Annotated in this window: 11 protein-coding genes; 7 read left to right on the top strand and 4 right to left on the bottom strand. The window is 38.2% G+C overall.

What is annotated here, in order from left to right; genetic code table 11:
* Positions 1-22 precede the first annotated feature (22 nt).
* Positions 23-685 carry a conjugal transfer protein TrbI gene (locus tag IQ247_RS08455; RefSeq protein ID WP_193918906.1) on the bottom strand — a complete coding sequence of 221 codons (663 nt, stop codon included), beginning with the start codon at positions 683-685 and terminating at the stop codon, positions 23-25.
* 360 nt (positions 686-1045) lie between these two features.
* On the opposite strand from IQ247_RS08455, the gene IQ247_RS08450 reads away from it, so the two are divergent.
* From IQ247_RS08450 to IQ247_RS08435, 4 genes are all read left to right on the top strand, one after another.
* The gene (locus IQ247_RS08450) at positions 1046-2224 is read left to right on the top strand and encodes a pyridoxal phosphate-dependent aminotransferase (protein WP_228059580.1); all 1179 of its coding nucleotides are present in this window, start codon (positions 1046-1048) and stop codon (positions 2222-2224) included.
* Between the two features lie 221 nt (positions 2225-2445).
* The gene (locus IQ247_RS08445) at positions 2446-3378 is read left to right on the top strand and encodes an NAD(P)H-dependent glycerol-3-phosphate dehydrogenase (RefSeq protein WP_193918904.1); all 933 of its coding nucleotides are present in this window, start codon (positions 2446-2448) and stop codon (positions 3376-3378) included.
* A gap of 451 nt (positions 3379-3829) precedes the next feature.
* Entirely contained in the window at positions 3830-5089 is a 1260-nt protein-coding gene (gene sigC, locus IQ247_RS08440) for an RNA polymerase sigma factor SigC (RefSeq protein WP_193918903.1), read from the top strand.
* A gap of 452 nt (positions 5090-5541) precedes the next feature.
* Positions 5542-5997, top strand: a complete 456-nt coding sequence (locus IQ247_RS08435) for a Fur family transcriptional regulator (protein ID WP_193918901.1) — start codon at positions 5542-5544, stop codon at positions 5995-5997.
* A 98-nt stretch (positions 5998-6095) separates the two neighbouring features.
* Here the strand turns inward: IQ247_RS08435 and IQ247_RS33360 are convergent, their stop codons facing one another.
* Both IQ247_RS33360 and cobN read right to left on the bottom strand, forming a co-directional pair.
* Positions 6096-7259, bottom strand: a complete 1164-nt coding sequence (locus IQ247_RS33360; protein ID WP_193918899.1) for a peptidoglycan-binding domain-containing protein — start codon at positions 7257-7259, stop codon at positions 6096-6098.
* A 9-nt stretch (positions 7260-7268) separates the two neighbouring features.
* Positions 7269-11102 (bottom strand): cobaltochelatase subunit CobN, encoded by a 3834-nt coding sequence (gene cobN, locus IQ247_RS08425; protein ID WP_193918897.1) that lies wholly within the window; start codon positions 11100-11102, stop codon positions 7269-7271.
* Positions 11103-11212: 110 nt separating this feature from the next.
* Between cobN and IQ247_RS08420 the strand changes: the two genes are divergently transcribed.
* Both IQ247_RS08420 and IQ247_RS08415 read left to right on the top strand, forming a co-directional pair.
* Positions 11213-13123, top strand: coding sequence for a GAF domain-containing sensor histidine kinase (locus tag IQ247_RS08420; protein ID WP_193918896.1), 1911 nt, complete (start codon positions 11213-11215; stop codon positions 13121-13123).
* A 176-nt stretch (positions 13124-13299) separates the two neighbouring features.
* Complete coding sequence (locus IQ247_RS08415) at positions 13300-13719, top strand: fasciclin domain-containing protein (RefSeq protein ID WP_193918894.1); 420 nt, start codon at positions 13300-13302, stop codon at positions 13717-13719.
* A 108-nt stretch (positions 13720-13827) separates the two neighbouring features.
* Here the strand turns inward: IQ247_RS08415 and IQ247_RS08410 are convergent, their stop codons facing one another.
* Positions 13828-15285 carry a glycoside hydrolase family 13 protein gene (locus IQ247_RS08410; protein WP_193918892.1) on the bottom strand — a complete coding sequence of 486 codons (1458 nt, stop codon included), beginning with the start codon at positions 15283-15285 and terminating at the stop codon, positions 13828-13830.
* 333 nt (positions 15286-15618) lie between these two features.
* Here IQ247_RS08410 and IQ247_RS08405 point away from each other — a divergent pair, with 333 nt between their 5' ends.
* A complete protein-coding gene (locus IQ247_RS08405) occupies positions 15619-15927 on the top strand; it encodes a hypothetical protein (RefSeq protein WP_193918890.1) in 309 nt (102 codons plus the stop codon).
* The last annotated feature ends 188 nt before the right edge of the window (positions 15928-16115 follow it).

Below are 16115 nucleotides of genomic sequence, written 5' to 3'. Positions count from 1 at the left end.
AAATCGTGCCGCTTTGGAAATCCTAGAAACTAGATAATAATAAATTAGAACGCAAAGTAACATTTAGGTCATTTCTAGGGTTAATAACCACAACTTCTACTTCCTTACGTCGTAACAAAATACCTGCTAAAGCACCCGCAGCAGCACCAGCGATGGGTTCTAAGGTTTCTATCTTACGGTTTCCTGTTAACAGTGAAATAACGGTTGCAGCAGCCGTTCCATAAGCAGCATCTGTCAAAATTTTACCTGTGCTAGAACCTCTTTTAATTGTTTCTTTCGTAGTAACGACTTCAGAAGTTGCATTGATATTCTGCTTTCTACCATCAGGAAAAACTAACTCTTGTGCAACAAATCGAGAACCTTTTTCACCACCTAATGTTGCTGGTTCTAATCTTCCTACAAGTTCGCTACCGCGAGGAATTAATACGTTTCTTCTGCTATCAATAATATTGGTTGCAATTGTTAAAGTTAAGGGTGAAGTTTCATCTGGTGTGACAACAACTTTTTCTTTTTCAAAAGTCACAGGAATTGTCACTCCTGAAGGGATTTCGATTCCTCTTGATTGTCCGAAAATAGCTTGTGCATTAGCGGGATTTGATACTAAAATAGGGGTAGCCGCAGCGGTTGTAATGCTTAGTGCCAAAAATGCAGCAGTTCCAGATTTCCAACGATGAAAGCCAGTCATAATAGAGTTCCTTGAGTCTTGAGACTGTATGTTATGACGAGAATAAAATAATATTGTTTCTAAATTATTTATAAAACAATATTGAATTAATAATTATAATATTGGTTATCGAGTATGGAAGATTGACTGTTGGTAAATAACAATTAGTCAATAATCCTGAAGATGATTTAAAATCTTTCTCCAGGTAGAATTTGTCATATTTAGTCATTTGATGACGCTAAGATTTTTACATTGTTCCAGTTTTCTTGTAACAATTTTTAATTATTGACTTATATTAAATAATTAAAATTTGAAAACAAACGCAAAGGAAAGCTAGCACTTTTACGAGACAATAGAATTTAGCTTAAATTTAACGTTTATATGACGCTTATCTCTCGGATGGAGTTGGTGCAGTCACCGATTATTCCCATTGTTGCAGAATTAATTAAAAATACTAGGGGAACCATATCTTTAGGACAAGGTGTTGTCGCGTATTCTCCACCACCGGAAGTCCTAGAGTTTTTACCTCGGTTTCTTGCAGATACTTCCAATAATTTATACCAAGCAGTTGAGGGAATTCCTTTATTAATAAATACTCTTAAAGAAAAATTAGCTGTCTTTAACAATATCAAAATCAACGAAAATAACCGTATTATTGTTACCGCAGGCAGTAATATGGCGTTTATGAATGCCATTCTGGCGATTACCTCCCTCGGTGATGAAGTAATTTTAAATACGCCATACTATTTTAATCATGAAATGGCGATCGCTATGATTGGCTGTAATCCAGTTTTGGTGGAAACGGATGAAAATTATCAATTACAACCGGATGCAATTCTCAAAGCAATTACACCAAAAACGCGAGCGATAGTCACAATTTCACCGAACAATCCTACTGGAGCGGTGTATTCCCAAGAGTTATTAAAGGAAGTTAACGATATTTGTCGTCAGCGAGGAATTTACCATATCAGCGATGAAGCTTACGAATACTTTACCTACAGCGGGGTAAAACACGTTTCTCCTGGTGCATTTACTGACAGTAGCGACTATACAATATCTTTATTTAGCCTTTCCAAAGCCTACGGATTCGCAAGTTGGCGCATCGGATACATGGTGATTCCGCAACATTTACTAACAGCAGTCAAAAAAGTTCAAGATACAAACTTAATTTGTCCTCCTGTAGTATCTCAATATGCAGCTTTAGGAGCATTGCAAGCAAAACCAGAATATTTAAAAGATAATATTCAGGCGATCGCCGAAGTTCGAGAATTGGTAATTCAATCTCTGAAGCCTCTTGAAGGTATATGTAGAATAGCTCCAGCTTCGTCGTCGGGTGCTTTCTATTTCTTCCTCAAAGTACAGGCTCAGATGGATGCTTTTGAATTAGTCAAACAATTGATTAATGATTATCAAGTAGCAGTACTTCCGGGAACTACTTTTGGGATGCATCAAGGATGTTATTTACGAGTTGCTTACGGTGCCTTGCAAAAAGAAACTGCGAAACAAGGAATTGAAAGGTTAGTAAATGGGTTGAAAGATATAGTTGATTTTAGATTTTAGATTTTGGATTAAAAGTTATTAGTCACAAGCACAAAATTGAAAATAAATACGAGAGCCGAAACTTTGTGCTTACCTTGGCGTTTCTCTGGGTTTCAAAGTCAACTTTCCAGGCATTTTTAATATAATTGGGAATTTGTATCTTAATTTAATATCAGTTTTGTACAGTGCAATATATCAGATGCTATATTTTCCAGCGACGAATATGTAAATTTTACGAATATATGATTAATAAAAATTCAGCAGTTGCGATTCTCGGTGCGGGTGCTTGGGGAAAAGCACTGACAACTCTTGCAAGAAATAATGTTGATGATGTACGGTTGTTTTCGCGTCGCGGTTGCCAAACTTTAGCACAAACGGTGGAAGGTGCCGATATTATTCTCAGCGCTGTTTCAATCAAAGGAGTTAGAGATATTGTTTCCCAATTAAAATCTTTATCTATTCCTCCTCAAACTATTTTTGTTACCGCTACTAAAGGTTTAGACCCCGAAACTACCTGCACACCTTCGCAAATTTGGCAAGAAAGTTTTCCGAATCATCCAGTAGTAGTTTTATGCGGTCCGAATTTATCCAAGGAAATTACCCAGGAATTACCAGCCGCGACTGTAGTTGCTAGCAAGATTGAAAGTGCAGGCGAATCTGTGCAATTGGTATTTAATTCAACTCGATTTCGCGTTTATACAAATTCCGACCCCTTGGGAGTAGAATTGGGCGGAACATTAAAAAATGTGATGGCGATCGCCGCTGGTGTATGCGACGGTTTACAGTTGGGAACCAATGCGAAAGCGGCGCTACTGACTCGCGGACTGATTGAAATGGTTCGCATCGGTGTAGATTGGGGTGCGAAACCGGAAACATTTTACGGGTTATCAGGTCTGGGTGATATATTAGCAACCTGTAACAGTCCTTTAAGTCGCAATTACCAAGTCGGATACCAGTTAGGACAAGGAAAGACGTTGGTCGAAATTCTTTCCCATCTCCAGGAAACCGCAGAAGGAGTAAATACAGCAAAAGTTTTGGTACAACGGGCTAAACAGCAAAATATTTCGATGCCGATTACTCAGGAAGTTTATCGCTTACTTAAAGCCGAAATTACCCCACGACAAGCATTGTTGGATTTAATGACGCGAGATATAAAGCCGGAAGTTGATAGTTGATAACTCCTAACTCCGGTGGTACTACCTCCTAACTCCTCACTTCTATCCAAAATCACAAGATTCCCTGACGATAAAAAAAAAATTCGTCAGGAAATAACTTTCATAGCTATGTATATATAACTATGACTATGATTTATAACTTGTTTCTTTGTCTATCTTTATACCATGTTGTATTCATTACTGTCAATATTTTGAAGCTATAAATTTAACTGACTCAGCCGGTTAATAGCAGTCTAGTTAAAGATTTGAATTGCTGTTGGTTCAAATTAATTACTGGGCTGAGACGCTTAACTAAAATGAGTATGAAATAAAACCAGTATTATTTTATTTCAAAAAAAACCAAATTAATTTCTAAATAATGTTAGTTCTCCGTTAATAGCGGGAACAATAGCAACAGTTGATTAGCAATCAAAAGCTAGTAATTGTTACCTGGAGCCATTGAGAAATTCTTATGCCAGCAACATCTTTTTATGCCGATGCCGATACCGCTTACGAATCTCAAAAATCCCCTCAAGATTTTGAACCGGAATTAGTCGTTGATGACGTAGAAATTCCTAAAGATGAGGACTTAGAACAGTTGGAGATCACAACTTCAGACACTGCGAATTTGAATGCTACGACCAAAACCCGCAGTACGGATTTAGTTCGTTTATATCTTCAAGAAATTGGCAGAGTTCGGTTATTAGGTCGAGATGAAGAGGTTTCAGAAGCTCAAAAAGTTCAACGTTATTTGAAGTTACGGATACTATTGTCTGAAGCTGCAAATCAAGGTGATGAATTACTTACTGATTATTTGAGAATAGTTGAAACTCAAGAACGTTTGACATCCGAGTTAGGACATCGCCCTTCGATGAAAAGATGGGCAAACACGGCTGGGATTGAGGAGTTCGAGTTAAAAGGCGCTTTATCCCAAGGTAAACGCCGTTGGGCGCAAACCGCTCAATTGACTGTACAGGAGTTAGAACAAACTCAAACTCAGGGACTCCAAGCCAAAGAACATATGATTAAGGCGAATCTTCGTCTTGTAGTTTCTGTTGCCAAGAAATATCAAAATCGCGGTTTGGAATTATTAGATTTAGTTCAAGAAGGTACTTTAGGTTTAGAAAGAGCGGTAGAAAAGTTTGATCCAACAAAAGGTTATCGCTTTAGTACCTATGCTTACTGGTGGATTCGTCAAGGTATTACCAGAGCCATTGCGACTTCTAGCCGTACTATTCGTCTGCCAGTCCACATCACCGAGAAGTTAAACAAAATCAAAAAAGCTCAACGTAAAATTGCTCAAGAAAAAGGTCGGACTCCGACTTTGGAAGACTTGGCTGTTGAGTTAGAAATGACTCCTGCTCAAGTACGAGAAGTTTTGCTACGGGTACCTCGTTCTGTTTCTTTGGAAACGAAAGTAGGTAAGGATAAAGATACTGAATTAGGTGAGTTGCTTGAAACTGATGGTGTAACACCAGAAGAAATGCTCATGCGAGAATCACTTCAAAGAGACTTGCAAAATCTTTTGGCTGATTTAACTAGCCGCGAACGGGATGTAATTCTGATGCGTTTTGGTTTGGCTGATGGTCATCCCTACTCTCTTGCTGAAATTGGACGCGCTCTCGATTTATCCCGCGAACGTGTTAGACAAATCGAATCTAAGGCTTTACAAAAGCTACGTCAACCCAAGCGACGTAACTTGATTCGCGATTACTTGGAATCCCTCAGCTAGAATACTGTTTACAAGTGAATGAATCAGCGCGGCTTTGGGAAGCCACTCGTAATCGAGACTCTTGGGTGTGGTTTCCCCGTTCTCACAATATTCCACTCCGCCGCGCCAGTCACTTATATACATAAACTGACTAATCTGTCAACGTGTTTTTGATATATTTATTGCAAAAATTAATCATGTTTTTTAATTCTCACACTCCCTTATAAATCTTGTATAAATTTGAAAATAGCTCGTGATGGCAGCTTTTTCTAATTGTGTTGATCGAAAGCTTGCTGATGATTTATCTTAAAATATCCACAGCAACGGGAATTGCAATTTTAACTTCTTCTTTGATGTGCATTTCGATCTCGATAAAGTAATTCAGAATGATTATCAACAATCCAGAATTATTGCAAACAGGTGGATTTATTTGCTATATTCGCAATTGATAGGGTTTGTTGAGAAAAATTAGTATGACTATTTACACAACTGCTTCGCTTAAGGCAGAACTCAACGAACGAGGTTGGCGTTTGACACCTCAGAGAGAAGTGATTCTACACATTTTTCAGGAACTTCCTCAAGGGGAGCATCTGAGTGCTGAGGATCTTTATCAAAGGTTACAAGTCGATAATGAAGGAATAAGTCTTTCAACGATTTATCGCACTTTAAAATTGATGGCACGAATGGGAATTTTGCGGGAATTGGAACTGGGTGAAGGTCATAAACATTATGAGCTAAACCAACCTTATCCCCACCATCACCATCATTTAATTTGTGTTAGGTGTAACACGACAACCGAGTTCAAAAACGACTCAATCTTAAAAATTGGGTTAAAAACTTCTCAAAAAGATGGTTATCATCTTCTTGACTGTCAATTGACTATTCACGGAGTATGTCCCAAGTGCCAGCGGGCATTAATGCCTTTGTAACATCTGGGAGTATTCTACATTTGAGTAGTTTTATCGGATGTGTTTCTTGGAAAAAGGTGAGCAGTTGTTTTACTAGCTCACCTAGGACTAAACGGATGCTAAAAACGTCCGTTTTTCACATCCTTCAAACTAACCCCGTAAAACTCCTGAGCCTGTTTAATGGCGTTTTGAGTATCTTTATTCATTACTCCGTTCAAAGAACCCTTATAGAAGCCCCGCGCTTGCAAGCGTCTTTGGATTTCCAAAACATTAAACTCCGCTTTTTCGGCATCATTTACTGTTCGGTACAATTTACCGCGAGTAGTCGGTCCGGCAATACCGCTAGCTGCTAAATAATTGCTATTTTGGAATCGCTTCACTGCATCAGCAGTATAAGGACCGAAATAACCGTTTGGTTCTCCCTGCAAATATCCGGCTTTGATTAATTGTGCTTGCAAGATTCTTACAGGTTCACCGCGATCGCCTAACCCAATAAATTCTTTATTTTGTCTGGTTGCAGCGATAGTCATAGCTTGAGGAGCTTCTTCATCCCCATAACCAACACCGATTGGTGGTAACTTAGTTAAGGTTTCTGCTCCTACGATACCGTCAACATTCAAACCATAAGCTCTTTGGAAGCGCTTCACGGCATCTTCGGTAATCGGTCCGAATATACCCGTCGAATTACCGTAATAAAATCCCGACACTCGCAGCCTTTCTTGTAAAGCTTTAATGGCTTCACCTTCATCACCTTTAACTAACAAGTTGGGATTGCTGCGCTTAGTAGTATTGGTAGCAATCTTAGGAGAGGTTTTTGGCGGTTGGTTTTGGTTTGTTGTCGCAACAGGCTTTTCGGTGGCTACTCTATTAGTATTTACCGTTACAGCAGCACGCCAACCGTCTAATTTTTGTAGCGTAGCAGGTCCGGCTACACCATCAACGCCGATGCTAGCAGCTTTTTGAAAGCGCTTCACAGCATCTTCTGTTTTGACATCGTATACTTGAGTAACTGGAGCTTGATAAAAACCAGCCCTTTTCAAGTCTTCTTGTAAATTTCTCACAGATGGACCTCTATCTCCCTTTTGCAGCGCTAAAGCGCTACTAGCAATGCTCAGAATGGAGATAGTCAAAACTAGAGGTAGCATATACCCCCAAGCTTTACTCGAAAAACGTTTCAAATCTGGAGTTTGTGAGGTTTTCAACCAGGAAGAATGGTAAACCAATTCACTGGTTGAGGGGTCTTCATAAACTCCAGCTAAGTGTAAATACGCAAGATTTTCCATATTTTTCTCTTACACAACCGATTTTTCTTCAATTGCTGCTTCTGCTTGGTGAACCAGGTTTCGTAAATTATCTATTGTTGATATATTTACATCCTGCCATAAACCGCGCTGGTATGCTTCTAATAATCTTTCAGCAATATCACGCAGAGCATGAGGATTGTTGTTCTCGATGAATTCACAGACATTTGGCTCAAAAAGGTAAGCTTGGGCAATTCCCTGATACATATGGTTTTCTACACAGTTGGCAGTAGCATCGTAAGCAAATAAATAATCTACTGTCGCCGCAATTTCAAATGCACCTTTATAACCGTGACGCATGACTCCTTCAATCCATTTGGGATTGACAACTCGCGAACGATACACCCTGGCTATTTCTTGTTGAAGCTTGCGGACTCGCGGTTGAAAACTTTTGGAATTATCGCCAAAATATATTTGAGGATTTTTTCCTGTTAACGATCGCACTGCTACTGTTAGACCACCCTGAAACTGGTAATAATCATCGGAATCTAGTAAATCGTGTTCGCGATTATCTTGATTGTGCAGTACAACTTGCATTTTTACTAGACGTTGCTCGAATGCTTCGGGTGCTGCTTTACAAAAGCCCTTACCTGTGTAAGCATAGCAGCTCCAGTTGATGTAAGCACGGGCTAAATCTTGATCTGTGTTCCAATTTTGAGATTCAATCAACCCCTGTAAACCTGCACCATAGGCTCCTCCCTTACTACCAAAAATCCGATACTGCGATCGCGTTTGTGCGGCTTTTTTATTTAATCCTTGTTTCATCCAAAGTTCTGTTTCAGAGCTTACTTGTACGGCTAAGGGATTATACTCTGGAGATTCATCTAAGGCTGCTACTGCTATTACTGCTCGATCAAACAGTTCGATTAAGTTGGGAAAAGCGTCCCGAAAGAAACCAGATATTCTCAAGGTCACATCGACGCGGGGACGTTGTAAAATCGATATCGGTAAAATGTCAAAATCCACCACTCTACGAGAAGCGCCATCCCATACTGGCTGTACTCCTAATAAAGCCAAGGCTTGAGCGATGTCATCACCCCCCGTCCGCATTGTCGCTGTTCCCCACACTGATAAAGCAAGTGTCTTCGGATACTCCCCATTCTCCTGGGTATATGTTTCGACCAAAGTCTCTGCGGCTTTTCTACCTACATCCCAAGCTGATTCTGTAGGAATAGCACGAATATCAACTGAGTAAAAGTTATTACCTGTAGGTAGAACCTCCGGACGACCCCGTGTAGGTGAACCGGAAGGGGCGCTTTTAACGTATCTACCGTCAAGTCCTCTTAACAAATTTTTAATTTCTAAATTGGTTTGCTCTAATGAAGGTAAAAGATTTGAGCGAATCCATTGTAAAACTATTTGAGTTTGGGATTCAGGAGCTTGGATTTGCAGGGGTATAACACAATCATTATTCAAAGAATTTTCCGTTACCTGTTCAACAATACGATTCGCGTATTCTTCCAAAAGTTCAATTGCATCACCTACATTTCGACAAGGTACAGTACTTTCGTTGCTAAATGCTTGAGCGGGGTTATCTGTCAAGGGGTCAAAATCCCAACCTAAATCCTTGGCGATCGCCCTAGTTAATCCAGCATGATGACGATTCGGATAACGTGCGATCGCAATAATCAAATCCCTCAATTGTCTTCCCGTGGGACATTTGCCAAATATATGTAACCCGTCGCGAATTTGAGCTTCTTTTAATTCGCATAGATAGCCATCTAAGGAATTCAGAATATGGTTGAAAACACTATTTTGGATTTGATTTTCAAATTTATCAGGATTAAATTGCAAGTCTAAATGTAAATTTTCTTGAAGAATTAATTCTCTAATTTTTTCGTTAATTTTTGTTAAACGTTTGGGGTCTAAATTTATTGCTTCGTAATATTCATCTACTAAATTTTCTAACTTTACTAAGGGACCATAAAGTTCTGCACGAGTTAAAGGAGGGGTGAGATGGTCTACAATTACAGCTTGAGCGCGACGTTTTGCTTGAGAACCTTCCCCAGGGTCGTTGACAATAAAAGGATAAAGGTGTGGAAGTGTCGATAAAGCCACTTCTGGATAGCAATTTTCTGATAAAGCGATGCTTTTACCCGGTAGCCATTCCAGATTTCCATGTTTACCGACATGAACTACAGCATCAGCAGCAAAACATTTTCTGATCCAATAATAAAAAGCTAAATAAGCGTGAGTAGGTTCTAAATCGGGTGCATGATAATTTAAACTGGGGTCGATATCGTAGCCCCGTGCTGGCTGAATTCCGATGAAAATATTGCCGAGTTGAATACCCGATATTGGAAATTGGGAATAGGTAATGGGTAATGGGTAATGGGTAATGGGTAATGGATAATTATCCCCTTGTCCCCTTGTCCCCTTGTCCCCCCATCTTTGACAAATACCTTCCTGGACTGCTTGTGGTAGGGAAGTGAAGTATTCTTGATATTGATCAAAAGAAAGACTTTGACGTATTTTTCTTAAATCTCTGGCTTCCGAGTCGTTTGTAACTCCTGCAATGAGTAATTCGATTAATTCATTGCCGTTTTCGGGTATATTTTCTATGTCATAGCCAGCATTTTGTAGGGCTTCCAAAATTTCGATGCAGCTTTGTGGTGTATCTAATCCAACTCCGTTTGCTAAGCGTCCGTCACGGGTGGGATAATTAGCTAAAATCAAGGCTATACGGCGTTGTGTGGGAGATTTAGAACGTAGTTTAACCCAATTAGCTGCTAAATCCGTGACAAATTCAATCCGTGAAGCTACTGGTTGATAAACTATGACATCAGTTTGTAAAGCGGAATTGTTATTTTGTACTGTTTTGAAAGAGACAGCACGGCTAATAATGCGTCCATCGACTTCGGGTAATGCTACATTCATGGCAATATCACGGGGTGAAAGTCCCCCAGAGGAAGATTCCCATTCTTCTATGGAACTACTGCTGAGGATAACTTGCAACACCGGAACATCAAGTTTTTCCCACAATTCTACAGATGGTCTTTCTGTTTCTAAACGTGCTAAAGAGAAACTGGTGGTGTTGAGTATGAAAGAAATAGTTGCTCCATTTTGAGCTTGAAAAAAATCGCTTAACTGTTGTTGGACATCAATTTCACGCAACGAAGAAACAAAAACCGCAACTGGTTGGATATTTCGTTTTGCTAAAGCTTGACATAAAGCATCGATAACTAAAGTATTTCCGGATAAATAATGAGCGCGGTAGAAGAGTATGGCTACTTTTGGCAATTGAGCATTGTTAATTATCTCATGTGCTTTGCCCAAATAATCATACAAACCAAATTTTGGTACTTCCACAGGAGGTGGAGGGTTAAATGATGAGGAAAAGCACTTGTCAGCAATAAATTTAAAAGCGTGAGCAAAATTATCAACCCCACCTTGACTAAAATAGCGAGATATTTGATTGACCGTAGTTAGGGGTAAAGTGGAATGAGAGATTAAATTGAGGTCGAGAGTATCTTCTCCTGGGATTACAATTAAATTAGTGCCATTGCGCTGCACAATTTCCAGCACAACTTCTAAACCATAAGACCAATAAGAACTTCCTCCTAGTAATCTTAAAATAATCACTTGGGCAAATTCTAAAACTTGCTCTGCATAATTATCAATACTTATTTGATGCTGTAAATTTAGTAAGTTAGCAACTCTAATTGCATCGAAGTTAGGAGGTAATTGTGAAACTGCTGCTGCTATAGTTTGAATATCTGTATCGGCTGAAGTTAAAAATACAAACTTTGCGGTAGTTTGTTCTAGAAATATTAAGTCTTCTGACTGTAAGTTAAATTCTTTATTACTGGCACTGATTCGATGCATAATTCTTTATTACCGTTTTACACTATTGGTTAGAACATTCATGTATTAAAATTTTTTCTAAAAATTTTTGGGCGACGCAAACAATCTTCTCACTTCTATTTTGCCGGAAAATGCTTAGTTCTCCTGATTTAAGCTTTTGTGAAATATTAGCTAGCAATACATTTAGTCAATTAAGAGAATTATTGCAGCAAATGGTTACTTCCGCAGGGAATGAAGCAATGATAATTACAGAAGCTATTTTGACACCCATCCCGACTCCGGGAGACTGGCAGATATCTTACTTTACAGTGGTGGTTTCCCCTCAATTCAGCGGATTATTAATAGGTTCACTACCCAGAGTATCTACTGACGTAAGTTATGACGATTTATGTATAAATACTAAGTTAACCTTTGAACCAGGAGAAATTATTAAGTTTGTTGAGACGTTAAGAGATTTATTTGCAAGTGATTCTTATACTTATCAAAAACTGGAAAAATATTGTCAAATCCCGGTTCTCAATGATGCCATCCTACAAAGTAAATTTACACTACTATTATTAAAACACCTGACGACACAGCAGAATCAAGAAGAGGTATCACATAGTAGTGATTCACCCTCAGTTTGTCTGCACGTTGAAAATGCCTTAGAAAAACAAATTGCTCAAGAAAGATTGTTAAATCAGGTGATAACGCAAACTCGTAAAAGCTTTAATTTATCAGTAATCATAACCACTGCAATCAATCAAGTTAGAGAGTTTCTGGAATTGGATAGATTAGTAGTTTATAAGTTTAATGAACTAGAACTTAATCCTAAAAATGTAAATATAAATAACTCCCACAGTTCGCTTCCAAGTTTACAAAATCCATCCACTTATACTGGTTGTGTAGTTCATGAGGTTTTAGCAAATGATACCATTTCTTCTGTATTAAATTATTCTGAAGAAAGATGTTTAATCCCGTCAAGTAGATGCTGGGATAAGTTTCGACAAGGTTTTACTTTAGCCGTCAGCGATGTTGAGAAAACTTATGCTCTCGAAGAGTGTTTATTAAAATATCTCAAAAAAAGTCAAGTCAAAGCAAAGTTTGCTGCACCAATTGTCTTTGAAGAAAAACTTTGGGGTTTATTAATTGCTCATCAATGTAATGGTACCCATGATTGGACTCAAAGCCAAACAATTTTGTTGACTTCAGTAGCCGAACAATTGGCGATCGCCATTCACCAATCGGAGTTAATGGAATCTTTAGAATCGGATAAACTAATTTTAGAACAAAGAGTCAACGATAGAACAGTTGAATTACAAGATGCTTTAGTAGCCGCAGAAGCTGCAAATCGTCTCAGAAATGAGTTTCTCGCGACTATCAGCCATGAATTATTAACTCCGTTAACTTACGTAATCGGAATGTCTGCTACATTACTAAGGTGGTCTTTTGGAGAATTAAGTCAACGACAGCGAAATTACCTGCAAACCATTCATGATAATGGTGAACGTTTATTAGCAATGATTAACGACATCCTGGAAATATCCCAGATAGAAGCAGGAAAAGCAGTCTTAAATATCACGGAATTTTCTTTAACTGATACAGTGAGAAAGACTATAGATAATGGTTTAGCTGAAAAAGCAATCAAAGAACAAGTAAATTTAAAACTTGATTTGCAAATTAATCCTCAAAAAGATAAATTTACAGCTGATCTTAGAAGAGTAAATCATATTTTATCCAATTTATTGAATAACGCGATTAAATTTACACCCGAAGGTGGTAGCGTTACTTTACGAGTTTGGATAGAAGCTGAAACAGCAGTATTTCAAATAGAAGATACTGGTATTGGTATTCCCGAAGAGCAGTTATCTTTACTATTTGAAAAGTTTCACCAACTTGATGCATCCTATCACAGACGCTATGAAGGTACAGGATTAGGTTTAGCTTTGACAAAACAACTCGTACAACTGCATCGGGGAAGAATTGATGTCGAATCTACTGTTGGTAGAGGTTCAATTTTTACTGTATGGATACCGTCACAAAGGTTAAAGGTTAGAGGTTAAAGGTTAAAGGTTAGAGGTTAAAGGTTAAAGGTTAAAGGTTAAAGGTTAGAGGCAAGAGGTTAATTGTCAACTGTCAACTGTCAACTAACTCCCATAGGAGGAATATGCCAAAGGTTGATTATCAATTTTTGATTATTCATCGATAATTGTTGATTGTTGATTGTTGATTGATAATTATGGCTAACCTTGTTGAAACTGCTACCAATGCAGGAAAATTTGAAACTTTAATTAAAGCCGTGCAAGCAGCAGGTTTAAAGGATTTTCTTACTACTTCAGATCCACATACTGTTTTTGCACCGACTGATGAAGCTTTTGCTAAGTTACCGGAAGGTACAATAGAATCCTTGTGGCAAGATATCCCTAAATTGAAAAAAATTTTAACTTATCATGTTGCATTTGGTGATGTTCGCTCTGATGATTTAGCGCAGATTGACGAAGTACCAACTGTTGAAGGGTCAATTTTAGCGGTTGAATCACACTCAGGAAAAGTAAAGTTAAATGATGCCAATGTTGTTGAGAAAGATATTTTAGCAGATAATGGCGTAATTCACGTAATTGACTCGGTTTTGATGCCCGCTATTGTTGCAGGAAATTGATATCTAAATAACTAATTGTTGAATTTAAAAATACGGAGACGTTGCACTGCAACGTCTCTACATGATTAATATGTACAAGGTGAAAGGTTGATTATCAATTGTTTGTTGTTAATTAATAATACATCCCGTTCGTGCAGGAATATTCAACGATAATCCCGAATCTCCTTGATTATCCCATTTCACTTCATCACTACCATATAAAAGTTTATTCGGTTGCGACGATCGCAATTCACTCATATCTAAATCAATTGTTACAGCAGAAGTACCAACGTTAATCGCTACAATTAATTTTTCTTGTTTTAAAGTCCGGGTAAATACGTATACTTCTCCTTGGGCAAATAATACTTTGTAATCACCAGTCCGTAAACAAGGGTAAGCGTGACGTAAAGCAATCAATTGACGATGAGTTTGGTAAATATCCTTGTTCCAATTAGCTTCTAGGGGAAAACCACGTCGTGAATCTGGATCGATGGCACCCGGTAAACCAACTTCATCACCGTAGTATATACTGGGCGCACCGGGAAAGGTAAGTAATAATAAAGTTGCTAATTCAACGCTTTTTTGGTCTCCATCCGCAATAGTAAGCAAGCGGGCCGTATCGTGTGATGCTAGTAAATTTAATTGAGTCAGTTGAATTTCCCAGGGATAAAGTTTTAATAATGCTTGAATTTTCTCCGCGTATTCAGCAGCAGATAAAGCCGGATATGGTTGATAAGAACGGTCTTTTACTTGTTCGAGAACAACGCGATCGCCAGCCGTAAAAGCAATAGTTGGTGCAGTAAATAAATAGTTCATTACCCCGTCAAATTGGCTACCATCGAGCCATTGACGAGCATCAGTCCAAACTTCACCAACGATATAAGCATCACTGTTAATTGCTTTAACTCTTTCCCGAAACTCTTGCCAAAAACCAGGAGTTGTAATCTCGAAGGGAACATCTAAACGCCAACCATCAATACCGAATTTTAGCCAATATTCGGCAATTTCCATGATATATTCCCTTACTTCAGGATTATCATGATTAAATACTGGTAAGGCTCGATTTCCATCCCAACCTTCGTAATTTGCAGGCAAATCGCCAGTGTAAGGAGCCAAAGGCCAATTTTCAATCTTAAACCAATCTAACCAAGGTGAATGAGGTCCATTTTCTAAAATGTCGTGAAAAAAGAAAAATCCGCGACTGCTATGATTAAATACACCATCTAACACAACTTTAATATCTCTAGCATGAGCAGCTTCTAATAATTCTTTAAAAGCTGGATTTCCACCTAACAAAGGGTCTACCTGATAATAATCATGGGTATGATAACGATGATTGCTAGCTGATTGAAAAATTGGAGTAAAGTAGATAGCATTAATACCCAAATCCTGCAAATAATCTAACTGTTCCATTACACCCCATAAATCCCCTCCTTTATAACCTTGGAGTGTAGGCATTGTATGCCAATCTTCCCAACTCGCATTACGTAACAACCGTTTGCGAGGCTGTTTACTAATAGCAAATCTATCTGGAAAAATTTGATAGAAAACTGCGTGCTTAACCCAGTCTGGTGTTTGAATTTGCATTTTTCCTTGGTATATCTTCAGAAGTCATATTTACAGATAACGGGTTCAAAAACACTCACACCATAGAAATAAATTTTATTTCACAAAATTAGAATATTATTTCTGATGCATCGAAAAAATCACATCAAAATATTTTTTCCCAATCCCCAATTACCAATTATCAATTACCAATTACCAATTCCCATCTTTAGATAGATTTATTTTTGTAAACTTGTAAGTACCAAGAAACTATTTATGAAGCGATATTACAATTATTTCAAAAATGTTTAGAAATCGCCTAAAACTCAAACATAGTTTTAACGTAGAAGCATATATAGAATTGAGGCTAATTAAATGATTAACTTACAAAAATATCGCTTTGTCTGTACTCTAACTTTCGGCGATATCTACGGTCAAATAATTGTTTGGCTGATAACTATTACCCTCAGTTTGGCATCAGCTTTAGCCTTAATGGGTGCAAAAAGACCTGTTTACGCTTTAGCTACAGTCGGACTCGTAGTGCTGTTATCTTTACCTTTCTTGCTATTTGCGTTTGTTACCACATTATTAAATCATATCGAACTGTCCCCCGTAGAACCAGGAACAGCTATGGAACCAATGCCTGGTAACGTTTCCCAACAACAACCAGTACAAGCAGGTTAAAGGTTAAAGGTTAGAGGTTAGAGGTTAAAGGTTAAAGGTTAGTTGATGGTGGATAGTGGTTAGTTGATGGTTGATAGTTGACAGTGGTTAGTTGATGGTTGATGGTGGTTAGTTGTTGGTTGATAACTGATAATTGATGGTTGATAGTGGTTAGTTGACAGTTAATTTCCCCCCATCCCCCCATCTCC

Origin of the sequence: Plectonema cf. radiosum LEGE 06105 (assembly GCF_015207665.1) — a bacterium.
Taxonomy (GTDB): Bacteria; Cyanobacteriota; Cyanobacteriia; order Cyanobacteriales; family Nostocaceae; genus Rivularia; species Rivularia radiosa_A.
The sequence above is the reverse complement of the archived record's forward strand: the minus strand, read 5'-3'. Positions and strand labels throughout refer to the sequence as shown.